Origin of the sequence: Glutamicibacter sp. JC586, assembly GCF_009805585.1 — a bacterium.
Taxonomy (GTDB): Bacteria; Actinomycetota; Actinomycetes; order Actinomycetales; family Micrococcaceae; genus Glutamicibacter.
The window spans coordinates 534,798-557,834 of sequence record NZ_VHIN01000002.1; the positions used below are offsets into that span (position 1 = coordinate 534,798).

Below are 23,037 nucleotides of genomic sequence, written 5' to 3' on the forward strand. Positions count from 1 at the left end.
GCGCCGCGAGATTTACGACATTTATCGCTGCGATTCACATGCCCGTTGCACGCCTGAACAAACCGGTCCATAAAATCCCGGGCATCAGCCAGCGAACCGAACCGCTCCGGAAACACCGGAAGATACTTTAAGGTCTTGAACCAAGCCTCTAAATAGGGATTATCATTGCTGACCTTCGGCTGCGAATGCGACTTCAGCACATCCAAGTCCGCCAGCAATGCAGCGACCGGCTTCGAGGTCATCGAGGTCCCACGATCGGCATGAACTACCTTGGGGATCTGGTTGGTGGCGAACACCCGCGCCATGAACTCCCTAGCCAGCTCACCGGATTCTCGGGCATGGACCTGACAACCGACAATATAGCGCGAGTAAATATCGATCATCACGTAGGCATCTAAATAGGTGCCCTTGGCTGGGCCAGCCGATTTCGTGATGTCCCACGTGAACGCCTCACCTGGCTGGTACGCGACCAGTTCCGGGACTTTCCGGCTTGGTGGCGGGCCTGCTGGCGGCGTTCGGCCACTTGCTTCTCAGGGCGCAGCAGCCGATACATGGTGGACACCGAGCACAAATACGTGCCCTCAGACAAGAGGACCGCGTAGATCTGTTCGGGTGCCTGATCGATGAACCGCTCGCTGTTCAAGGTTGCCAGGATCAGAGCTTCTTCGCTCGTGGTGAGCTTGTTCGCCGGTGCTGGACGCGGCGCTGCAACAACCGGCTGTGGTGCTCGCGTAGCTTGCTGGTGGCGCTGCATCATGGCCCGGTTGTCCCCTGCCAGCGTGCTGGCCCACCGCGTGGAAACGTCGCTGTCGATCAGCTACTGGTAGGCATCAGCAAGTATGTCTTGTGCTGCTATTTGGAATCCGCGCTCTTTGAGATTTGTTCCAAGAGCGCATGTGCTTTTCCCATGATGTCCAAGGCGGTCTGCGTGGTGGCGGGCTGCTGCTCGCTGGCTACGAGCTGCTTTTTCAACCGGGCGATTTCGGCTTGTTCCTTGCTCAGCTTCCCGCCACCCTTGGTGCTGTTGGCGGGGTTGTTTCCGTCGAGCATTCCCGCATCGCGGAGCCTGCGCCACTCGACGATCTGCGAAGAATATAGTCCGTTGGCGCGCAGGTAGCCGCGGCTCTGCCCGCTTTGGATCGCGTTTTCGTAGCCTTGCAGGTGAGCGAGTTTCTGGGCCGGGATGAAGGTACGGCGTCGTGGCTGGTGCGGGCGGGGCTAGGTGGAATCCATGGTCCCATTCTCCGGCATGGAGCTGGCCAGTGGGTGGATGAAGGCGATGCTCATGGTGGTGATTAGTCCTGTTCTCGCCCTGTCAGAGTAGGGTAACTGGCTATGGATCGGTGGTCTCACTCAAGCCTGACAGACAGGGATCCGCCGGGGTATCTGCGCAGAGTTTCTGCTCCTATGCACAACTTGGGTACGAGCTCCTGGCAGGCACCGTAGACCGATCTGTATCAATCTAACCGGTGCAAGACGTAGGTTAGTGCGCGCGTCTTGACTTTAGCGATGTACTGCTTGGGCATGCTTTTCATTCTCTGGATAGAAAGCGTCATGAGACCCGGGATGCTTCTATGTTTGTCAAGTAACCGATAGAGGCGGGTTTGTGGTCAGGACCCGATGGATTTGCCTGGTGATGTAGCGCTTGAGACTCCGCATGATTTCGCGTTTGCTTCGTCCTTCGGCGATCTTGCGTTGGACATATTCTCGGGTGGCTTTGTCGGTGCGCATTCGTGTCAACGCGATGGTGTTGATAGCCCGGTTCAGTCGCCGGTCACCACCGCGGTTGAGCCGGTGCCGGACCGTGTTTCCCGAGGACGCCGGGATCGGGCAGGTGCCCGCGATCATCGCGAATGCAGATTCGGATCGGATGCGTCCCGGGTGTGACCAGACGGCCATAATGATCGCAGCGGTCACCGCTCCCACTCCGTGCATGTCCAGCAGTGACGGCACATGTTCAGTGGTCAGTTTGGTGAGCTGGACCTGGTTGGCCTTCAAGTCGCCATCCAGGCCAGTGATCTGCTTGGCCAGGCGCACGGCCTCGCCGCGGGCAACAGTGGCACCGAGGGCCTCATCGCGTGTGCGCCATGCCGCGATGGTCTTGATTTGGGATGCGGTCAACGGTTTGCGCGCATCAAGGCCCAGGTCGTGGGCGCGTACCAGTGCTGTCAGGGCATTGATGGCACGTAGCCGATCGGCGTTCATCTGCTCACGTCCAACGCTGAGCAGTTTCAGGGCGGTCTGAACCTCGCCCGCCCGGCGGTCCCGCAGCTTGTCCAAGTCCATGACGAGAGTCGATCTGGCAGCCGTGATCGCGTCCAAGGTATCGGTTTTGCCTTTGCCCCGCAGGCGTTTGGTTGAAGGCGTGGGGGCTTCAACTACGCGATAGCCGACCTGCGCAAAACGGTCGGACATCACGGCCCCGTAGGAGCCGGTGCACTCGGCCGAGATGAGGGCACTCTCGATGTCACCTTCGGTGCGGCGCCCAATCCAGGCTGCCGCGCGTTCCAAGCCGGCGCTCGTGGTTGGAAAGGTTTCCTGCGCCCGAAGTTTGCCCGAGGGCGACTCCAAGATCGCATAGGTATGAGTTGCGGCGTGTGTATCCACGCCGATGACGAATCGATAGTGATCTGCCACAATTGACATGCGATGTCTCCTTCTAACGTGCGGACGTCGTGACCGGCGTCGGCCCGGGAGAAGATCACTACGAGGCATGCCTGTAAGGGGCCACAATCCCCAGGGATTGGGCAGGCTTCTAATCAAGCCATCGCGATGGGCCGGGGCGGCGCCGGCCCTTCCAACCAAGTGGACAGATCCCGGGAATGACACCCCGCAGGGGTCAGACGATTCATGAGTCACACCTGGTCGGAGGAACCAGTACCACTCTGCCAGCTAGCCCCAGGCCAGCCACTACCAACACTTACAGACGATTTAGGGTCCCGCACCAGGCGGCTGAGGAGATGAGCTTGTCCGGATTCGCCATCCGGTCCCCTGTCGAACACTCCAAGGAAGCACCGGGTTATCACGAATTTGGCTGTAGCTCAAGGTTCCAACCACGATAACTGAGAGGTTTGTGGAAGAGGAGTGCTCAGGGCGGTATTACAGCCAAGGCTCCGAAGCGTTCAACGGAGACCTGCACTTCTACTCCGTTGACCACGACCTGCGCGGGAAGATCGGAGAAATCGACACTGACCGGTGTGCTGTCGTACTTATGACCGGGGGTACGACTACCTCACCACTCCCGAAAATGGGGCCAGGACTGCCAGTGAGATCCGCAATGCGGAATTCATAGAGATGAAGGAAATCGGTCATTTTCCAATGAGCGAGAACTACCCCGTGTTTGGGTCATATCTCATGCAGGCCCTTGAAATCGTGAAGCAAAAGAAGGCCGTGATCAAAGGCTGATTGCGACTGCGCAAACCAAGAATCGCCTCTGACTCGACTGCGCGCCCATCGCGTGTCGTCGGTTATTCGGAATCGAGTCGCGGATTTCCTACATGGGAGATCCGCGACTCGCTCAGTGCCAACCGCGTTGTGATCGTGGAAACCAACTTCCGCAATAACGGCAGAGCCTGCACAGCGCCAACGTTATCCATGCCTACCGAGACATCGCGAAGAATAACAGCACTGCCTCGCAATGCCCTTGGGTGAATTCGTTGTTGGCCCTGCCCCAGACAAACATCCAATTCAGTTGACGAAGGCCGCTAGGCATACATCGGGGAATACCCCAACACCAAATACTTCATATTGCCTGGATGATCTCCCCTCAATCGCCGAAGTAGTCTTTCTGACTACAAAGCGGTCCAAGCAATATGAAGCTGATGGTCAGCGATTACCACCAGAACGCATATCCAGCGACCTGCACTGTTCCGTTCGTGGTGTTTCTTCCCTCGCAAATAATTCATTAGAAACTAGCCCGGCCACTCTTCGGCGTGCGATTCCGGTTCCTCGCCCCACATACGTCAACCACTGATACGTGGGCTGAACGTTGGTCAGGGAACAAATTCTCCGGCGGAGTCGAAAAGGGAATTAACTACCCTTTCTGGACTTCTTTTCGCCGACGTCCGCTGCCGAGAAAGTGCGTCTCGTAAGCCAGCTACTAGATTCATGTTTGCGCTGTCTCCCCATCTGCCACGAGGGTGTTGAGCAGATCCGGTTATGGCTATCTTGCGTTATTGTTTGCTATCCGATCCCGGAGCGTGATTGTTAACCTCTTTCAAGTTTTGCCCAAGATTTTCAACGAGATGCTCGGCGATTGCCAGTGAGGAGGTAGCCCCAGGAGAAGGTGCATTTCGTAGGACAGTAACTCGGTCCAAATGCTCGATGACAAAATCGTCAACCAGGTGTCCCTTCTCGTCCATTGCCTGCGCGCGTATTCCGCGTGTGATTGGCGTTGAAACTGCTCCGTCTAACTCTGGAGCGTAGGCTGCGGCACCTGCAAGGAATTTCTTCCGGGAAATCACGGCGCCGACTTCGTGGATGGCTGCTTTGATGTTTCCGGAAGCAAATTTCCAGAAGGCTCTGCTGAATGTTACATCAAGGGTGTCTTTAATGCTGATGCGCCATCCATTGTAGTTCTCGCGTCCGAAGGAGAGGAACGCGTTGGGCCCGACCAGCATTTCTCCGTCCACACGTTTAGTCAGATGTACACCGAGAAATGGATAATCAGGGTCGGGAACCGGGTATACCAATCCGTTCAAGATGTTGCGATGTTCCGGGGCGAGCTTCGAATACTGGCCGAAGAATGGAACTATCTTGGGGTAGGGAGATCCGCCTGCCAATCGAGCCATTCGGTCAGATTGTAGACCTGCACAGACGATCAGGTAGTCGAACTGGTGGGTGGCGCTCTGCCCGTCACGATCGACGGTTACGGTGCAGCGGTCCTCAAAATTAGAGATTCCCGTAACCTCGGTGTTCAATAGGAGATTTGCTCCGCCCGCTGTCACTTCCTCGATCAGCGCTCGAGTCACAGCTGCATAGTCGATGATCGCGGTGTGGGGCGAGTGCAGGGCGAGCCGGCCAACCGCATTTGGCTCAATTTTCCGCATCTCGTCTGGCCCGATGAGTGCCACGTCGGGAACGCCGTTAGCCTTAGCCCGCTTGTAGATATCCCGGACCCGGTTCTCTTCTTCCTCAGTGAGGGCAACAACAAGCTTTCCGCACTCTTCGTAGGGAACGTTCTTGGAGATCGCGTAGTCTCGCAGCAGGTCAACACCACGTCGGCACAGGCGGGCCTTCAGACTTCCCGGCTGATAATATAAGCCTGCGTGCACAACACCGGAATTATGTCCGGTCTGGTGTGCCGCAACTTCGTTGGACTTCTCTATGATGGTGATCTGAGCACCAGGATGAACATGCATCAGTTCTCGTGCCACCGCCGCTCCGATGATGCCTGCGCCCACGACGCCAAAAGAATAGTTAGACATGGGTATGCTTCTCCTTAGGAATTTTCTTTACTCTTACTTGAACTGGAACAATAGGTAAATGGAATCTGTTAACCGCAATGCCACCCTGACTGAACAGGCTGTCGACTCGATCCGGTTGGAGATCATCAAGGGTTCCCTTATCCCTGGGCAGCTATATACAGGTTCAGAGGTAGCTCGGAAGCTCGGCGTGTCCCGTACCCCCGTCCGTGAAGCCCTGATGGAACTCGCACGTCGTGGCATGGTACGTATTGAAGACAAAAGAGGATTCCGAGTCCTCAAGACCTCGCTAGATGCGCTGCTTCAGGTATTTCAGGTCCGCATCATGCTTGAGGTTCCGTTGTCCCGACTGGCAACGCTGAATAAGAACGATTCCACTTCGGCTGAATTCGAATCTGCAGTTGCACAATTTTTGACAGCTGCGGAATCTGGTGACCCTAACGCGGTGTTGCGTGCTGACAGGGACTTCCATCAAACGTTGCTGTCCGGTTCTGGGAACGAAAAAGCTTTAGTCATCCTTCAGGAACAACGCGATTTCGTCCTCAGTACGGGTGTAGGCACCGTTCCCACCTCCCGTTCGGCCATGGAATGCTTCAACGACCACGCCGATATCATCAGTGGATATCGAGACGGTGATCCACAGGCGGTCGGTCGTGCGGTCTTCCGACACATTGCCAATACGGCACAAGTTCTGATCCAACAGGAAACTCTGAACTGTCCCGAATTTGCGACGGCCGATGTGGAGCAATCTTTTGCTTGGTTGTCCGCGCCTAGCGAGGGCGTCCTTTAGAACCGCATTGCAGATCACATGCTCAGAGCGATGTACTTTTCAATCTGATATTCCTTGATCCCGGCGTGACCTCCTTCCTTGCCGAACCCGGATGCCTTAATCCCTCCGAAGGGTGCGGCAGGATCGGCCACGACAGCGCGATTGACTGCGACCATTCCGCTGTCGAGTTTCTCAGCAGCCTTCAGAGCTTGACTTACATCGCGTGTGTAAACGTAGGAGACCAATCCGAATGGCGTTTGGTTGGCAAGATCCAGCGCTGCTTCATCGCCTTCAACTTCATAGATGGAAGCGACTGGGCCAAAGATCTCACTGGTGGCGATCGCCGAGTCCGTTGAAGCGTTGGTTACCACAGTGGGATTGACGAAGAATCCTGGACCTTCGAAGGCGCCACCGCCAAAGAGAATTTCTGCGCCTTCCTCCACAGCCTCGCCAAGCAACTGCTGGACGCTACGACGCTGTTTTTCATCTACCAGAGGACCGATATTAACCGAAGCGTCAGTGCCAGATCCCACTCTGAGTTCTGCGACCTTGGCGACAAATCGTTCTTTGAACGCAGTAGCCACAGACTTCTCAACAATGATGCGGTTGGCAGCGACGCAGACCTGACCGGCATTACGGAATTTAGCGACCACTGCTCCCTCTGCGGCGGCATCCAAATCGGCATCGGAAAGAACAACAAATGGCCCATTGCCGCCTAGCTCCATTGAAGTGGCCATGACGTTGTCAGCGGCTTGCTTCAGTAGAGTCACACCCACGGCAGTGGAGCCGGTGAAACTAACCTTCTTCAGTTCAGAGCGTGACATGAGAACCTTCGACTGCGCGGATGAGGAGCTAGTCGTTACAAGGTTGACCACACCCTGTGGCAGCCCCGCTTCGTGCAGAACCTGTACGAACATATGGGTTACCAAAGGAGTCAACGCTGCTGGCTTGATAATGATGGTGCATCCTGCGGCTAAAGCCGCCGCGGCCTTGCGAGCCCCCATGAAGAGCGGGAAATTCCACGGTGTTACCAAGTAGGACGGACCAACTGGCTGATGGGTGGTGATGATCTTGAATTCACCAGTCGGTGACTCAGTGTAGGTTCCCTGTTGCTGGGTGACTACCTCTGAAAACCACTGAAAGTAGTCTGCCGAGATCTGAACCTCACCGCGCGCTTCGGCCAGCGGCTTACCCATTTCAAGGGACATGACCCATGCAATTTCTTCCTTGCGTTCCTTGAGTAATTCGTAAACGGAACGAAGGACGTTGGAACGGTGGCGTGCTGTGGTCTTACCCCATCCGCCCTGAGCCGCTGTCGCCGCGGAGAGCGCCTCGAGACTGTCTTCGGTGCCTGCATCTGCCACGGCCGCGATCACGGTTTCATCAGCGGGGTTCTGTACGGAAAAGACCTTACCTCCCTGCGCTGCCCGCCACTCTCCATCGATATAAATCCCTAGTGGGAGTTCGATTTCCCCTTCATTCCAGGATATTTTTTTCCAAATTTCGGTACTCATTTGCCACCCTCGTATTTCTGAAACTAGGACATTTTCACATTAGCCTGGGCAATGCTTCTTGACATACATGTTACATGCAAGCAAGGATTAGTGTGACTTATGATACTTACCTGATGGCAATGTCACAGGAATTCGAGAGGGAGCAAAGCATGTCCACCGTTGCACATTCGCATCTACCGCCGGCCAGGCGCGTCGCCGCGGCATCAATGATCGGCACCACAATCGAGTGGTACGACTACTACATCTTTGGCACCGCCGCAGTACTCGTGCTGAACGACCAGTTCTTCCCTGCGCTTTCTCCAGCAGCAGGGACCTTGGCGGCGCTCGCAACATTCGCGGTAGCCTTTATCGCCCGTCCATTCGGCGGTATCATCTTCGGCCACTTCGGAGACAAGGTAAGCCGCAAGACTATTCTGGTGTGGTCATTGATGCTGATGGGCATGTCCACTTTCATTGTGGGTTTCCTGCCAAACTACGACGCCATCGGCATTTGGGCCCCTATTTTGCTAGTGGCCCTGCGCTTCCTCCAAGGCTTGGCGGTAGGCGGCGAATGGGGCGGTGCAGTACTCATGGCCTTAGAACACGCACCGGAAAAGAAGAAGGCTTTCTACGCTTCGTGGACGCAGTCAGGCGTACCCGCCGCTCTGGTACTTTCCTCCACCATCTTCTTGCTGATGCAACAGATGGACGAGGCCTCCTTCCATGCGTGGGGCTGGCGTGTGCCGTTTTGGATCTCAGCACTACTAATCGTCGTCGGGTTGTTCATTCGCCTGCGCATCACTGAATCACCTGAATTTCTCAAGATGAAGTCCGAGAAGCGTGAAGTCCGTGTTCCACTGTTCGAGCTCATCCGCACCGCATGGTGGCCACTGATTCTAGGTACCTTGACGCTGGCATCACCAAACATCATCTTCTACATCTCTTCCGTTTACCTGCTCAGCTACGGACCAACCCACGTGGGACTAAACCGTGAGTCTGTATTCATGGCGTTGATCATCGCTGCATTCATTCAAGTTTTCACTATTCCAATGGTTGCAATGCTTGCTGATCGATTGGGCAAGAAGAAGATTATGCTCGTTGGGGCCGCCATGGTCGCTCTGCTAATTTATCCAGTGTTCTGGCTTGTAAATACCGGCCAGCCCATGCTGGCCCTCGGCGCTATGATCATTGCCCTTCCTATCACCCACGCCACTGCCTATGCAGTCGTTGCGAGCTTCATCCCCGAACTGTTCCAGCCTGAGGTTCGCTTCACCGGCAGTTCGTTGGCCTACCAGATCGGTGGCATCATCACCTCTGCGCCAGCACCATTTATCGCTGAATACCTAATGCAGAACACCGGCTCCTCTATGGCCGTAGCCACCTACATCGCGGTGGCTGCTGCAGTAGGTTTCACTGCAATCGCCCTAAGCCGCCCGGCAAAGAAGCGGATCGATCGCCCCGAAGCACGTGCATCTTCCAGCGTGACGCCATGACGACTCGGCCGAATTACTGCCACCCAAAAAATCAATAACACCCTTTTCTCTTTAGGAAAGGCGCCCGGGCAAAAACCACAACAGGAGGACTTCCATGCCTAAATTAGCAGTATTGACAGAATTCAATACCTCGGTTGAATTACACGAATTCCCAATGCCAGAGGTGGAACCGGGAGGTGCCCTGGTAGATGTAGCCCTTGGCGGGATCTGCGGCACCGATGTTCACCTTCGAACCGGTCATCTTTCCGTCCCGCTCCCAATAGCCATGGGACATGAAGGAGTAGGGCGAATCCGTGCCTTGGGCAAAGGTTTAGACACCGATGTCGAAGGCGAGCCTCTTGCCGTAGGAGACCGCGTGGTATGGGCAAACAACATCCCCTGCGGCACTTGCTACGAATGCCTTGTCCTTAAAGAGCCAACACTTTGCCAGAACCGTAAGATCTATGGAATCAATCGGAAGGCCACAGACGCCCCACACCTACAGGGCGGATGGGCAGAGACAATCTCTCTCGAAGCTGGAACAACTATCATCAAGTTACCCGATACGGTCAGCTTTGAAGAGGCCATTACCCTTGGCTGTGCCGGTCCGACGGCGATCCATGGGGTGGTCGAGAATCTCAGTATCGAGCCGGGTTCGGTCGTGGCAGTTCAGGGAGCAGGGCCTGTTGGGCTGGCCTCTGCCATGTACGCGAAAGCCATGGGCGCGGCCCAAGTCATTCTGCTCGGCGGCCCCTCCTCGCGTATCGAGGTCGCGTTGAAGATCGGCGCGGCGGACGTCGCTATCGATATGGATACCTACCCGAGCGCTGAAGAACGTTTAGCCGCATTCCAAAAAATCGCAGCTCGAGGCGCTGACGTCGTTATCGAATGTGCGGGCGTTCCGTCTGCTGTAGCTGAAGCCATCGACTTGGCCCGACCGAACGCGCAGGTCTTGGTCCTCGGACAGTACACGGATCACGGTCCCACTGCGATAAACCCACATAAGATCACCAAGAAACAACTAAAGATGTTCGGTTCCTGGGGCTTCTCTCCAGCCCACTACGTCAAGTACATCAAGTCCCTGCCACATCTGGTGAAGAACCACGACTTAGCCTCGATTCTTTCCACCTACGATTTGGAGAACGTTAACGACGCGCTCAATGACGTAGCAGCTGGCCGGGTCACCAAAGCCGCACTTCGCCCACAAACCAGCACCGACTAACAAGGCTCAGTCACAACGTATTGGCTCTTCATGATTTGGAGTACAACCACCTAAACCGATGCCCCGGGGAGAGTCTGTCAATGTGTTATTAGGACGACGCTTTTACGAGGGATGGAAGTTTCTACACCAGCCATCTTGCAAAGAGCCCGACGTTGTTTGTCTAAACCTTCTGATACCAGCCCATTCAGACCTGGTATCAGAAGGTAGTGCACGTCTACCGGAAGCTAAAACCAGCTGTTGAGCATCTGAACAGCAAGACCGGGGCGATGACCTCTACGGGATGAAAAGGGGCGGGTTCTAACGGTCGGTGCAACACCCTGAACAACCAGGAGTTGCACCGACCGTGCCTCATTTAACCGAAAACTCAACACCCACCACCCCACCACAAGCTCCAAGGGCAAGGCTCACGGCAAGCGAGAAACAACGCTTCAACGAAGTCCTCGACCAAACCCAGCGCGTCAAGGACGCTGCCCAAGCCATGGGCATCGCACTGCCAACCGCGGAGCAGCTCGCCAAAGTATACGGATGGAAATCACCTCGAAAAGGTCCCACTGCAGCATGTGGAAAGCCTAAAGCTAAATACACGCAAGAACAGAAGAACGCGTTCTTCACTGCTTTCGCCAAGCATCAGAGCGTCAGTAAAGCAGCTCAGGAAGTTAACATTCCGGCGCCTACGTGCTACCAATGGGCTGTCAAAGCGGGGCTAGAAACCTCGAAACCCCGCATGGGCCGACGCGAAGAGTTCCTACGCCTACGTGCCCAAGGGATGAGCCGTAAGGAAGCCGCCAAACAGGTGGGCATCCATGAGGAAACCAGCCGAGAGTAGTACAACGGCATCCACAAAAGCGGAAACAAACGGTTCTATCCTGATGGTCGGGTGGTGGACTATAACAGTGGCATGACCACTCACACCACCTCATCCGGTAAGCAACAGACCACCGCGAATCCGAGCATTCTCGCGTTGGACAAACAGATTGACTCACGGTTTTTATCTGTGATGGAACGTGAAGAAATCTACGCACTGAACGTTGCCGGTCACTCGATACGCCAGATCGCTACGAAGCTGGACCGTGCAGCGTCCACGATCAGCCGGGAACTGCGACGAAACCTTACAGCCCACGGGGATTACTATCCTTACGCGGCGCATCGGCGGGCCGTGGCCCGTAGGGCACGGCCTAAGACCGCGAAGCTTGCTTGCCACGGACCGTTGCGTGATTACGTTGCCCATGGTTTGCGTCTAGGGTGGTCACCGGAACAAGCCTGTTCCCGTATGGTGGCTGATCACCCTGATGATTTGGAGATGCGAGTGTGCCAGGAAACGGTGTATCAATCAATCTTTCTGAAAGCCCGTGGTGGTTTGAAACGCGAAGTTGCCCAAACCTTGCGTTCGGGCAGGGTGCACCGTAAACCTCAGAAGAAAACTGATCAGCGCCGGCCACGTTTCCGTGATGAGATGATCAACATCAGTGAGCGTCCTGCCGAGGTCCAGGACCGTGCGGTACCAGGACACTGGGAAGGTGACTTGATTATGGGTGCGGGGAATCAGTCAGCGATTGGCACGTTAGTGGAACGTGCCACCATGTTTGTGATGTTGGTGCACCTGCCAGAGGATCACACGGCAGAAACGGTGCGTGACGGGCTGATCGCAACGATGGCGAAGTTGCCGGAGGCGTTGCGTGGTTCTTTGACGTGGGATCAGGGTATTGAGATGGCGTTGCATAAGTCGTTTAGTGCGGCGACGGATATGGATGTGTATTTCTGTGATCCGCACAGTCCTTGGCAGCGCGGCTCGAACGAGAACACTAATGGGTTGCTTCGCCAGTATTTTCCGAAGGGTACTGATTTGAGTAAGTATGGTCCGGAGGATTTGGAGCAGGTGGCGGTGGTGTTTAATGGGCGTCCATGCAAAACGCTCGGCTGGAAAACTCCAGCCGAGCGTATGCATGAATTATTGTTGGAAGCCTAGACCGTCGGTGTTGCGACGACCGCTAGAACCCGCCTAGTCCTCTACACGCCTTCACCGGGCAGCTTGTATGCCAGCACATCGACGTTCTCAATGTTCGGGTCTACGCTGAACAGATCTGCACCCTGGGCAGCGAGCGCCTGACCAACGCCTCCAGACAAGTGAGTCTGGCGGGCCTCGTCATCTGGGAACACGTCAAAGATCCCGAAGGTCGATGCATCGAACTTCAAGGCGAACCAGGCTCTCGTGCCTTCTTCTTGCTCGACAATGGAGCGAGCGCTACGGAGAAACTCCGCGACTTCCTCTTCTTTGCCTGGCTTGGCTCGCAGTACTACTGACAACGCAACCTCAATCATGGTCGCCTCCCTTGGCCTCGCTGAGCTGTTCTACGATCGCAGAGCTAAAAGCCGGAAGATCGTCAGGCCAGCGACTGGTGATGAGATTCCCATCAACTGCTACCTCCTGATCCACGACATTCGCACCTGCGTTGCGCAAGTCGGTACGGATGCTCGGGTAGGAAGTCAGCGTCCGACCCTTCGCGACACCGGCTTCGATCAGCGTCCATGGGCCGTGGCAGATCGCGGCGACCAGCTTGCCGGTGGCCACGAAATCGCGTACAAAACCTACCGCATCGGCATCCAACCGAAGCTGGTCCGGGTTGACCGTGCCACCAGGAAGCAGCAGTGCATCATAGTCATCGACCGAAACTGATTTCACTAGGGCATCTACCGAGAATGTCCCCGCTTCATCCAGGTCATTCTTTCGGGCTTTGATCTCGCCCTCGTGCAGTGACAGCAACTCAGTCGTGGCGCCGGCATCAAGTAGTGCCTGTCTCGGCTGTTCCAGCTCGACGCGCTCCACGCCGTCTGCGGCAAGGATCGCGACCCGCTTGCCTTTCAATTCGTCTGCCATTTTGTGCTCCGTTCTGTAAGAGGCGGTGGCCTGCTTCTGTAGGAGGGTCATCAGCTGTCCATAAAGGACAACGTAATCTAGCTGCAACACTACCTTGGGCCAGTCGTCAGTGTACTCATCGAAGTTCCAATAGGCATCAGCCCGCCTGCCCAAGGGCGGAGCCTAGGTGACTACCAGATGCGGCGTTGTCTTGTCGCCAACGATGAGATCCGTGTGTCGACTGTTTTACTTTTATATCAGGGCCAAACTTGCGATAACGGCTGGCCCTTAAATGAGTGTATACCGTCAAAGAACCATTGCATATGGCAATCCCGGGTGCCTTGACTTCCCTTTCTCATCTGATCCGTCCCAGGGTTTTGAGGCATAAAACGCCTGGCATCTGATGCCACCAGTGAACTGCATCAACCGCCCCAGACGATTCAGGGAGTTTCGTCCGAACATCCCCCGGCTCATCGTCAATGACTGCGCCACAAGCACGCAACCTGGTTTACATATCAGGCACAGCACATATCCTTTTGATGTGCTCACCAGTCGGCCCAGCTCCCTCCGCGAAGCCCACCGGCACTCACCCGCGGGAGACAGCCTCGTGCAATGCCGTCTTGAGGTACGGTGCCGACGCGCCGACTCCGCGCGAGGCGACTTCCTCGGGAGTTCCTTTGGATACCACTGTGCCACCGTCCTCACCCGCGCCCGGCCCGAGGTCGATGACGAAGTCGGCCGCTGCGACAACGCGCATGTCGAGCTCGACCGCGACAACAGTATTTCCTGCTTCAACGAGTGTCTGTAGGTGAGCCACAAGCCGGTCGGAATCTGCACAGTGGAGCCCTGAGGTAGGTTCGTCAAGTACATAAAGAGTGTCTCCACGCTGGGATCGTTGAAGCTCAGAAGCAAGCTTGACTCGTTGCGCCTCACCTCCGGACAGCTCGGTAGCCGGCTGTCCGAGCCGCAGGTACCCGAGACCGACGTCGATCAGCGCCTTGAGCGAGCGCATGATATCGAACTCCCCATGGAAGAAATCGTGGGCCTCCTCAACACTCATGGCGAGAATCTGCGCGATGTTGCAGCCGCGCCAGATGATCTCCAACGTGCTGGATTGGTAGCGGGTACCGTGGCAGTCAGGGCATTCGGTGTAGACCGAGGGCAGGAATAGCAGTTCTACCATCACCGATCCTTCTCCCTTGCAGGTTGGACAACGGCCACCAGCGACGTTGAAGGAGAATCGACCCGGTTTGTACCCGCGTGCACGAGCCTCGGGCGTTTCGGAGAACCTCCGTCTCACATGATCAAACAGCCCGGTGTAGGTGGCGACGTTCGAACGCGGGGTACGTCCAATAGGCCTCTGGTCAATGCTTACGACGCGGCGCACCGCAGAGAGGTCTCCACGGACCGATCCTTTGACCTCCTCGGGTTCATCCGACAGCAAAAGCTCGTCATCTTCGGGCGTGTCAGTATCCTCCGCCTGCGCAGTCCGACCCAGTCGTTCGCCGATCAGCGCCGGTAGCGCCTGGCTGACTAGGCTCGACTTGCCTGATCCTGAAACTCCGGTGACCGCGGTGAACACCCCGAGCGGGACGGATAACGACACATTGTGCAGATTGTTACGGGTGACTTGCTCGAGGCGCAGCCATCCCTGTGGCTGGCGGCGCGTCCGCTGAAGCAGTCCACTACCCTCGAACAGATACCGGCGGGTGACGGATTCCTCCACCTCTGCGAGCCCTTCGGTAGGCCCGCTGTAGACGACGCGACCACCGCGCTCACCCGCGCCGGGTCCGATGTCAACCAGCCAGTCAGCATGGCGCATCACGTCCACCGAATGTTCGACGACGAAAAGACTGTTGCCTCGTTGCTTGAGCCCGTCCAGAATGCCGAGCAGCGCGCTGACATCCTGCGGATGCAATCCAGCGGAAGGTTCATCGAGAACGTATACCACCCCGAAGAGTTCAGAGGTCAGTTGGGTCGCCAGACGCAGTCGTTGCAATTCTCCGCCGGAGAGTGTGGGAGTGGTTCGCCCCAGGGAAAGATACCCCAGCCCTAAGTCAATGATGGGCCGTAGCCTATTGACGAGTTCTGCGCCAAGCCGGGCTGTGGCGGCCAGCCTTCCCGCTGAGTGGTTCGCTTCCCTGACATCGACGCGCTGCTGCGCTGCATCTGGTCGGACTGCGTCGTCTGTTGTGTGACTTGCTGTCTCGATCCTGTCCAGATCGGCGGTGGCCCGCTCGACGGCTTTTTCGATCAGCACCGAGAGTTGTGCCAGCGGCAGGCTGGAGAGATCTGAGACATCGAGGCCTTCGAACGTCACCGATAGGGCCTCCGGCTTCAGCCGTTTACCATGGCAAGCAGGGCAAGGAGCGACCGTAAGGAACTGCGCCGCGCGTCGCTTCATCGCGTCACTCTTGGTATTCGCGAACGTGTCGAGCACATACCGGCGAGCACCCACGAACGTTCCCGAGTAACTAGGTTCGACACCCTCAGCGATTGCGGCCCGGGCCTCGGCGAGAGTCAGCCGCGAGTGGACCGGGACATACGGTGTCTGATCTGTATAAAGGATCCAGTCACGCTCTTCCTTCGGCAGATCCTTCCAGGGGACGTCCACGTCGTACCCGAGGGCGACAAGCACATCGCGCAACTGATGACCGTGCCAGGCCTTTGGCCACGAAGCGATAGCCCGCTCGCGAATCGTTAGCGAGGGGTCGGGCACCATCTTGTCTTCAGGGACTTCGTACACCCGGCCTATGCCGTGACACTCCGGGCAGGCTCCCTGCACAGTGTTGGCAGAGAAGTCTTCGGCGTAGAGCATCGGCTGATCATCAGGATAGTGACCGGCCCGGGAATAGAGCATGCGCACTAGCGAAGACACCGTAGTGATGCTACCGACCGAAGAGCGGGTGCTCCGGCCTCCACGTTGCTGCTGAAGAGCAACGGCCGGCGGCATACCCGTAATCGAATCGACGTCCGGAACGCCAGCCTGGTCAATCAGACGACGCGCATATGGAGCGACCGACTCTAGGTAGCGGCGCTGGGACTCTGCAAACAGCGTTCCGAAAGCCAGAGAGGACTTCCCCGAGCCAGAGACCCCAGTGAAAACCACCAGAGCATCACGGGGCACCGTGAGATCGATATTTTGAAGGTTGTGTTCACGAGCGCCTAAAACACTCACGTTTGGCTGAACGGGCAAGGACTGCGCTGACGCGGGCACGGATGCTTTGACCATATTCGCGATATTAGCAACTACTAGCGACTCGTTTCACCAATCTCGCAGGCTCGGGTACTAAATTTCTGACGGTTCACGTGTCTGTGGCACGCTTTGTGAGCGCGAGGACCGTCCGACCCGCTGGGCGTGGCGTTTACCTTAAGTCTGTCCTCACGTAATTCAAGAACAGACCACCGAGGTCTCTTCGCAAAAGGTATTCACACAATGCTTATGTCCATGTTATTCGCCCGATTCATTTCTTGCCCGGCCAGCGTGGCTAAGGGACCGAAACCCATGGATTTCTGGGTTTCACACCGAGCAATCAGCCTCTGACACGCGTCGCACGAACTTGCAACGGTACCAAACCGAAAGAGAACACCACCGCCAATCCTGGTTTCCAGCGCCTAAGCGACCTGTAAGTCACCTAGCAACGTGCCACAGCAATCCAATAACTCTTGATCTGAATTTCTTGCAGGTCTAGGCTCGGCAATAGCTGGAGTCGCGGAGCACGGGCTCCTAAATAATTGGGGCACCGTCGCGCTCAGGCCATCCACAAATAAAGGAGATCGTCATGGCAAGTAGCAATCGCGCCGTCGTGTTTGACGGCGTTGGGAACATGCGCGTCGAATCCCTTGACTTCCCGAAGCTCGAAATGCCGAATGGCAAGAAAGCGCCTCACGGAGTCATCCTCAAAATCGTCGCCACTAATATCTGCGGATCCGACCTGCACATATACCGTGGTTCCTTCCCCGTCCCGCAGGGCATGGTGATGGGTCACGAAATGACCGGGGAAGTCATCGAAGTCGGCGCCGACGTCGAGTTCCTCTCCGAGGGTGACCTCGTCTCAGTCCCCTTCAACGTCGCCTGCGGTCGCTGCCGCAACTGTCGCGCCCGTCGAACCGAGGTGTGCGAAACCGTAAACCCCGACACTGCCTGCGGCGCCTACGGGTTCAACCTGGGTAACTGGCAGGGTGGACAGGCTGAGTACATGTTCGTCCCCTATGCAGACTTCCAGCTGCTCCGCTTCCCCGACAAGGACCAGGCTATGGAGAAGATCCGTGACCTCGCCCTGCTCTCGGACATCCTGCCAACCGCGTTCCATGGCCTCATGGAAGCCGGCGCCAAGCCCGGCTCGACCGTCTACATCGCCGGCGCAGGACCCGTCGGCCGTTGCGGGGCAGCAGCAGCACGGCTATTAGGTGCCTCATGCATCATCGTCGGTGACTACCATCAGGACCGTCTGGACCTAATGAAGAACAACGGCTGCGAGACCATCAACCTCAACGAAGATGTGCCCTTGACCGACCAGATCGAGGCTATCCTCGGCGAACCCATGGTGGACTGCGCTGTCGACTACGTTGGTTCTGAAGCCCATGGCATTGGCCGTGAGTCAAAGGATATGAACCCTGCGTACGCCATCAACCAGGTCATCGACGCTACCCGTGCCGGCGGCGCCACCGGCATCATCGGCGTCTACGGCCCAGACCCGTTGGCCACGTCCAAAGCCGAACAGGAAGGTACATTCTCTCTCGACTTCGGCAAAGCATGGATCAAGTCCCCTAGAATTTCCGGCGGCCAAGCCCCGATCATGCACTACAACCGCGACCTGATGATGTCGATCCTCTGGGATCGGATGCCCTATCTGAGCAGCATGCTCAACACCAAGGTCATCAGCCTCGACGAAGCTCCGGAGGCCTATGCCACCTTCGATAGTGGCGTCTCGGAGAAGTTCATCATCGATCCCCACGGTATGATCCCATCCTGATCCAGGGCAGTGGTCCCCGCTCGGAGCTGTTCTAAAATCAGGTCCGTGCGGGGTCGACCCCACTGCTGCTAGTCTGATGCATCGCTCACCTTGGAATACCACACGGGTCGATGAGTTTGATTACTGGCGACAGACCCGCCCAGAACCGTGCGTCTTGTTCAGGATAGATCCCATCGGCGCCGGACTCGGAAGGGTGAACTGACGAGGCTAGAACGCAGACTTTTATCTATCCACCAAACGGAGTTGCTCGCAGGATGTACTGCGCTACCGTTTCGACAACGATCCGGCGATGTTCAAGGCGATTTCCATTTCCTGTTTCAGATCTCCGCGATCTGCTCGGCGGTCAACTCTGACGCGAAGAACTTATTTTCTCGGGCTTGCTCGTCATCTAGGACAGCGCGATCCCGTCACCGTTGCAGCCCGGGGTTACTACTAACAGGTACTGTTCGTTCTCCCGACGACGCGTTCACTCGAGTCGTCGTGGGCAGCAACAACTTTGGTTGGGCGAAGCATTTCGGCTTGGTGGCGTGAGGGGATCAGTCGCTGCTTTCTCCACGAGCCTCGCCCCCCCCAGATCCAGGGTGGCGATTCCTCCGGAGCGAACCTACGCCCTCAGACGCTGTCAGGCACTGGCGTTGGCCCGCTCCCCCGATCATCGACTTTCACTCTAAAAAGATTGTCGACGAGTGTCTCACGCCGCCCACCCTAGAAGGGTAGACGACAGACCCCTGAGAGGTGGCACCGTCTTCCAGCGCCGGCCCGCGTCGCGGGCATCTGCAGTCGAAAGCCGGGCAGGGAAATCGATCGAACTCCCCGCCCTACCTTGTTTCAGGCTTGATGGTCAGCATCAAGCCTGGCTCTCCTTGGTGCGTGCCCCGCGACGGCTGGATTCCAATGTCGCGGTCAATGTGCGTGCATCATAGCTTCCCGTCAGCCGGCAACCGTCAACGAAAAACGTCGGGGTCGCATGGGCCCCACTTGCCGTTGCGCTTGCCATATCCCGCTCGACCCTCGCGGCAACTTCAGCGCTGTCCAGGTCCCTAATGAACGCCTCGACATCGAGACCGAGCTCAGCCGCATAACCGATAAGATCCTCGCGTTCGAGAGCATGCTGACGAGCGAAGACGAAATCAAGCCAAGGCCAGAACATGTCCTGCTTCGCAGCCGCTTCTGCTGCCCGTGCCGCAAGCGGGCCGTGAGGATGATGAGGAAGATGCCTCACGACATAGCGCAAATCGTCTCCGAAACGCTTGTGCAGATCCTCCCACGAACCGGTGGCATGCGCACAGTACGAACACTCGAAGTCCACGAACTCCACCAAGGTGAGCTGGGCGTCCTCGGAGCCGCGGATATGGTCCACCTCGGGATCCACTGGAGAGTCAAGTGTCATCGGCAGATCCGCGGTCTCTTCTCCCCACCGACGGGCCGCGACCTTGAAGATCGTCCAGCCCAGAACGGTGGCGAGCGCCATCGCCACAAGGACACCCACAGTCGCCTGACGCCCAAGATCTGAGGAGGCATCGAAAGCAAGGCCAATGATCAGCAACGACATGGTAAAACCGATCCCAGAAAGAGCTGCCCCGCCAAACACGCTACCCATACCGACTCCCTCCGGAAGTCGGCCTGCACCCATCCGAACAGCGAGGAACGTCGCGATCCCGACTCCGAGGAACTTGCCCAGCACGAGCCCCGCGATAACACCCCACGTCACCGACGAGCCGAGGGCTTCGGCCATCACGCCACCGCGCAGGTCAACCCCGGCATTTGCCAAGGCGAAGATTGGCACGACCACCAACGCCGTGGGTAAGCGAAGATACTCGTGCAACCGCTCATTGACTGACACGCCCTTAGACAACCCCCGTCCCACAGCACGCGCCGAGGCAGCGCTAGGAGACTGCCAAAAGTCGCGAAACAGCTGACGAGCGGCGACCACTTTATGCCGCCGTGTCGGGTAAGCCGGGACGAGAAGCCCAGCAATCATGCCCGCCAACGAAGCATGGATGCCAGAAGACAGCGTCGCTAGCCACAGCACAATGACTATCCCTACGTACGGGGCGGCGCTCCACTGCCGAGAACGATCCAGTAGCCACAATGCAAAAAGACAGCCTAGAGCAATCAGCAGCGGGACGAGCCGAATCTCATCGCTATAGAACACACCAATGATGGACACCGCAAGGAAATCATCGACCACCGTAAGGGTCAAAAGGAAAACGCGTAACTGCCCTGAAAGTCTAGGGCCAACGATCGCAAAAGCCCCGAGCATGAACGCCGTATCCGTGCCGACAACCGCTCCCCAACCCTGGAGCCCGTCGCCACCGGAGGAGCCCACGACTAGAACATACACCACCGCGGGTACCGCAACACCTGAAATGCCCGCGATCGCAGCCAGACGAGCGCGACTGCTATCCCGCAGGGCCCCATGTGCAAATTCCTGGCGCACCTCGAGACCCACGACAAAGAAAAACACGACCATCAGTCCGTCGTTAATCCAGTGGTGTAGATCCAGGTGCAGTCCAAACGGGCCGACGTCGATGCCCATGCTCTGGCGCCACAGGTCGAAGTATGAAGAGGACAACGGCGAATTCGCCCAGATGAGGGCGATGGACGTGACGACGATGAGAAGCACGGCCGAGCCAGACTCCGTGCGCAGTCTTCCGGCTATGCCGCGCGGGGGCGAGGTTGATTGTGACACAGGTTAACTATGCATGAATGTACTCGTCTCCTGCAATTACGCATCGGACAGATCCCTTCGTATTCTCGCCCTTACCTCGGGCGGATTCAGCATCACCCGCCACCTGCGAGAGAAAACTGCACTTCCCAGCGGTCCTGCTCGGCACCTGGTGGCGGGTGTCTTGAAATACCAGGACTTCATTGAGGCATGGCCACCCCGTGGAAGGCAGATCCGGACCGCACTCCGCCAAGACGGTGGCGTGGGCGGCATGTAGCCCCGGCGCATGTTCCTCTCTGAGGCGTAGATGTGGGTGGATAGCGGCCACGTTGGCATGGCATGGGTAGGCGATTTCACGCACCTTCAACCCAGCGGCATACATCATGTCCTATTCCTGGGTGCCGCGAGATGTCTCAACCTGTCATGACGCTTAGCTGCGCCAAGCTTTTACACCTTCAACGGCATGCATCAAAGTAGGGTCCTTTTCCGTCGGCGCCCTCCCCCTACACTCAAGCTTTAGAGTATATATTCTAAGAAAATGTACAGATATGAAAATTGATCGAATACAATTATGCGCACTGGCATTCCCTCCTCAGCGGGTCATCGCCGTCGCGCTGGACCGCGTCCCGGCCGGCTACCCCTCCCCCGCCCAAGACTACTCAGACACGAAGATCGATCTGTCAGAGACGCTGATCCGTGACCACCTCTCCCCTTTATCGTGCGAGTCTCCGGTGAATCCATGCAAGGAGCTGGCATCAGCGACGGGGATGAGGTGATAGCGGACCGCTCGGTAAAGCCTAGAGATGAGCATGTAGTGATTGCCGTGATCGACGGGGAAATGACCGTCAAGCGGCTCTCTACCGGCCCCGGCGGAGTGGTGCTGAAAGCTGAGAACCCAGACTACCCTGATATACGGGCGGCCGAGCTTAGTGATTTTCGGTTGTGGGGTGTGGCCACCACATGCCTACACCACCTCTAGAACCACGCCAGAGCTATATTGCTCATGTCGATGTGAACGGCTTCTATGTCTCGTGCGAGCGGGCTTTTGATCCGACACTGGAAGTCCGGCCGGTGATCGTGCTTTCTAACAATGACGGCTGCGCGGTCGCCCGCAGCAGCGAGGCCAAAGCACTGGGCATTGAAATGAGCGCACCGTGGTTCAAGCTCGCTGCCGACGCTGACCGATACCGGTAGATAGTGTTATTGGTTTTGTCGTTATTCTTCCCGCGATAGGAGCCAACAATCGCTCCCACAGAGACATCCACGGGCTCATGGCGCCGAAGAAAAACGCCAGGTCCCACGTGAACCCAAGGATTATCGGGCAAGGAGTCTCCTAGTTGTTAGATCGACCGGTCGATTTCTTTGTTTCGTCGCTGATCTGGATATTACCTTGAATGATCACGCGCGTCCCCTGACAATTGGGCAAGTATCCAGCAATGCCTCGCACGCCTTGACTCAGGTGACTAGGCTAGCTTTATGGCCACAGTAATTCTTGTGCGGCATGGCCGCACCACAGCGAACGCCACCGGTATCCTTGCTGGTCGCGCCGAAGGCGTAAGTCTGGACGAAACTGGCACGCGCCAAGCCGCGCACACCGCTGAACGCCTAGCATCTGTGCCATTGGCCAAAATCGTTTCAAGCCCTTTGGAACGTTGCCAGCAAACGGCGCAGTACATTTCCGATCAGCAAGCTTCACCATCCCCCATCCTTACCGCCGAAGACATCACCGAGTGTGATTACGGGGCGTGGCAGGGAAATAAACTTTCAGATCTTGCTGTTCAAGAATTGTGGTCAAAGGTTCAGTCCACCCCCTCAGCGGTTACCTTCCCGGAAGGTGAATCGATGGCTGGGATGCAGGCCCGCGCTGTTGCCGAGATTCGCCGGCTCGATGCGCAAGTTGAGTCCGAGCATGGTGTGCAAGCGGTCTGGGTAGCTGTGAGCCACGGAGACATCATCAAGTCCGTGCTTGCCGATGCCTTGGGCATGCATTTGGATTTGTTCCAACGAATCAACGTGGGACCAGCGTCCGTATCCATCATCCATTACGGATCCGGGGCGCCACGGGTACATTCGGTCAATACCGATGACGGAGACTTGTCCTGGTTAGCACCGGGACTGACAACTACCGACGCCCCTGTGGGCGGCGGAGCAGGAAACTAA

At 57.0% G+C, this 23,037-nt stretch carries 15 protein-coding genes and 3 pseudogenes; 9 read left to right on the forward strand and 9 right to left on the reverse strand.

The genetic code is table 11. From position 1 onward, the window contains the following. Positions 1-26: 26 nt before the first annotated feature. The 3 genes and pseudogenes from FJV47_RS02670 to lhgO form a co-directional block, all read right to left on the reverse strand. Positions 27-1,251 (reverse strand): annotated as a pseudogene (locus FJV47_RS02670) (transposase); the annotation flags it as partial. Positions 1,252-1,581: 330 nt separating this feature from the next. Beyond that, positions 1,582-2,646 (reverse strand): IS110 family transposase, encoded by a 1,065-nt coding sequence (locus FJV47_RS02675; RefSeq protein ID WP_159609763.1) that lies wholly within the window; start codon positions 2,644-2,646, stop codon positions 1,582-1,584. Positions 2,647-4,172: 1,526 nt separating this feature from the next. Further along, positions 4,173-5,426, reverse strand: a complete 1,254-nt coding sequence (lhgO, locus tag FJV47_RS02685) for an L-2-hydroxyglutarate oxidase (protein WP_159609765.1) — start codon at positions 5,424-5,426, stop codon at positions 4,173-4,175. 58 nt (positions 5,427-5,484) lie between these two features. Here lhgO and FJV47_RS02690 point away from each other — a divergent pair, with 58 nt between their 5' ends. Then, on the forward strand, positions 5,485-6,213 hold the full coding sequence (locus FJV47_RS02690; RefSeq protein WP_159609767.1) for a GntR family transcriptional regulator: 729 nt from the start codon (positions 5,485-5,487) through the stop codon (positions 6,211-6,213). Positions 6,214-6,227: 14 nt separating this feature from the next. On the opposite strand, the gene FJV47_RS02695 is transcribed toward FJV47_RS02690, so the two are convergent. After that, positions 6,228-7,706 carry an NAD-dependent succinate-semialdehyde dehydrogenase gene (locus tag FJV47_RS02695; protein WP_159609769.1) on the reverse strand — a complete coding sequence of 493 codons (1,479 nt, stop codon included), beginning with the start codon at positions 7,704-7,706 and terminating at the stop codon, positions 6,228-6,230. Between the two features lie 149 nt (positions 7,707-7,855). Here FJV47_RS02695 and FJV47_RS02700 point away from each other — a divergent pair, with 149 nt between their 5' ends. The 4 genes from FJV47_RS02700 to FJV47_RS02715 all read left to right on the forward strand — a co-directional run bounded on the left by FJV47_RS02700 (position 7,856) and on the right by FJV47_RS02715 (position 12,345). Continuing rightward, complete coding sequence (locus tag FJV47_RS02700) at positions 7,856-9,178, forward strand: MFS transporter (protein WP_159609773.1); 1,323 nt, start codon at positions 7,856-7,858, stop codon at positions 9,176-9,178. Positions 9,179-9,272: 94 nt separating this feature from the next. Beyond that, a complete protein-coding gene (locus tag FJV47_RS02705; protein WP_159609775.1) occupies positions 9,273-10,379 on the forward strand; it encodes a zinc-binding dehydrogenase in 1,107 nt (368 codons plus the stop codon). A gap of 343 nt (positions 10,380-10,722) precedes the next feature. Then, on the forward strand, positions 10,723-11,205 hold the full coding sequence (locus tag FJV47_RS02710; protein WP_159609777.1) for a helix-turn-helix domain-containing protein: 483 nt from the start codon (positions 10,723-10,725) through the stop codon (positions 11,203-11,205). Between the two features lie 72 nt (positions 11,206-11,277). After that, positions 11,278-12,345 (forward strand): IS30 family transposase, encoded by a 1,068-nt coding sequence (locus FJV47_RS02715; protein ID WP_159609779.1) that lies wholly within the window; start codon positions 11,278-11,280, stop codon positions 12,343-12,345. Positions 12,346-12,386: 41 nt separating this feature from the next. Here FJV47_RS02715 and FJV47_RS02720 read toward each other — a convergent pair whose 3' ends face one another. From FJV47_RS02720 to FJV47_RS02730, 3 genes are all read right to left on the reverse strand, one after another. Further along, a complete protein-coding gene (locus FJV47_RS02720) occupies positions 12,387-12,698 on the reverse strand; it encodes a putative quinol monooxygenase (protein WP_159609781.1) in 312 nt (103 codons plus the stop codon). After that, entirely contained in the window at positions 12,691-13,254 is a 564-nt protein-coding gene (locus FJV47_RS02725; RefSeq protein ID WP_159610075.1) for a type 1 glutamine amidotransferase domain-containing protein, read from the reverse strand. The genes FJV47_RS02720 and FJV47_RS02725 overlap by 8 nt, the downstream gene beginning before the upstream one ends. Before the next feature lie 565 nt (positions 13,255-13,819). After that, positions 13,820-16,465, reverse strand: a complete 2,646-nt coding sequence (locus FJV47_RS02730; RefSeq protein ID WP_159609783.1) for an excinuclease ABC subunit UvrA — start codon at positions 16,463-16,465, stop codon at positions 13,820-13,822. Between the two features lie 550 nt (positions 16,466-17,015). Here FJV47_RS02730 and FJV47_RS02735 point away from each other — a divergent pair. After that, positions 17,016-18,209, forward strand: coding sequence for an alcohol dehydrogenase catalytic domain-containing protein (locus tag FJV47_RS02735; RefSeq protein WP_159609785.1), 1,194 nt, complete (start codon positions 17,016-17,018; stop codon positions 18,207-18,209). Positions 18,210-19,056: 847 nt separating this feature from the next. Here FJV47_RS02735 and nhaA read toward each other — a convergent pair. Both nhaA and FJV47_RS02745 read right to left on the reverse strand, forming a co-directional pair. Continuing rightward, positions 19,057-20,871: a Na+/H+ antiporter NhaA gene (nhaA, locus tag FJV47_RS02740; protein WP_370514908.1), complete on the reverse strand. Its 1,815-nt coding sequence runs from the start codon at positions 20,869-20,871 to the stop codon at positions 19,057-19,059. A gap of 37 nt (positions 20,872-20,908) precedes the next feature. Further along, complete coding sequence (locus FJV47_RS02745) at positions 20,909-21,262, reverse strand: hypothetical protein (RefSeq protein ID WP_159609789.1); 354 nt, start codon at positions 21,260-21,262, stop codon at positions 20,909-20,911. A gap of 163 nt (positions 21,263-21,425) precedes the next feature. Here FJV47_RS02745 and FJV47_RS02750 point away from each other — a divergent pair. The 3 genes and pseudogenes from FJV47_RS02750 to FJV47_RS02760 all read left to right on the forward strand — a co-directional run bounded on the left by FJV47_RS02750 (position 21,426) and on the right by FJV47_RS02760 (position 23,037). Next, a pseudogene (locus tag FJV47_RS02750) lies at positions 21,426-21,856 on the forward strand (LexA family protein). Further along, a pseudogene (locus FJV47_RS02755) lies at positions 21,838-22,065 on the forward strand (DNA polymerase V subunit UmuC); the annotation flags it as partial. The pseudogenes FJV47_RS02750 and FJV47_RS02755, both read left to right, overlap by 19 nt. A gap of 288 nt (positions 22,066-22,353) precedes the next feature. Next, complete coding sequence (locus FJV47_RS02760; RefSeq protein WP_159609791.1) at positions 22,354-23,037, forward strand: MSMEG_4193 family putative phosphomutase; 684 nt, start codon at positions 22,354-22,356, stop codon at positions 23,035-23,037.

What these genes read in the sequence shown, in the direction of transcription:
- FJV47_RS02695 (WP_159609769.1), bottom strand. Translation starts at nt 7,706, where the DNA reads ATGAGTACCGAAATTTGGAAAAAAATATCCTGGAATGAAGGGGAAATC.
- FJV47_RS02715 (WP_159609779.1), top strand. Translation starts at nt 11,278, where the DNA reads ATGACCACTCACACCACCTCATCCGGTAAGCAACAGACCACCGCGAAT.
- FJV47_RS02745 (WP_159609789.1), bottom strand. Translation starts at nt 21,262, where the DNA reads ATGATGTATGCCGCTGGGTTGAAGGTGCGTGAAATCGCCTACCCATGC.
- FJV47_RS02720 (WP_159609781.1), bottom strand. Translation starts at nt 12,698, where the DNA reads ATGATTGAGGTTGCGTTGTCAGTAGTACTGCGAGCCAAGCCAGGCAAA.
- FJV47_RS02760 (WP_159609791.1), top strand. Translation starts at nt 22,354, where the DNA reads ATGGCCACAGTAATTCTTGTGCGGCATGGCCGCACCACAGCGAACGCC.
- lhgO (WP_159609765.1), bottom strand. Translation starts at nt 5,426, where the DNA reads ATGTCTAACTATTCTTTTGGCGTCGTGGGCGCAGGCATCATCGGAGCG.
- FJV47_RS02700 (WP_159609773.1), top strand. Translation starts at nt 7,856, where the DNA reads ATGTCCACCGTTGCACATTCGCATCTACCGCCGGCCAGGCGCGTCGCC.
- FJV47_RS02690 (WP_159609767.1), top strand. Translation starts at nt 5,485, where the DNA reads ATGGAATCTGTTAACCGCAATGCCACCCTGACTGAACAGGCTGTCGAC.
- FJV47_RS02675 (WP_159609763.1), bottom strand. Translation starts at nt 2,646, where the DNA reads ATGTCAATTGTGGCAGATCACTATCGATTCGTCATCGGCGTGGATACA.
- FJV47_RS02725 (WP_159610075.1), bottom strand. Translation starts at nt 13,254, where the DNA reads ATGGCAGACGAATTGAAAGGCAAGCGGGTCGCGATCCTTGCCGCAGAC.
- FJV47_RS02735 (WP_159609785.1), top strand. Translation starts at nt 17,016, where the DNA reads ATGGCAAGTAGCAATCGCGCCGTCGTGTTTGACGGCGTTGGGAACATG.
- FJV47_RS02705 (WP_159609775.1), top strand. Translation starts at nt 9,273, where the DNA reads ATGCCTAAATTAGCAGTATTGACAGAATTCAATACCTCGGTTGAATTA.
- FJV47_RS02730 (WP_159609783.1), bottom strand. Translation starts at nt 16,465, where the DNA reads ATGGTCAAAGCATCCGTGCCCGCGTCAGCGCAGTCCTTGCCCGTTCAG.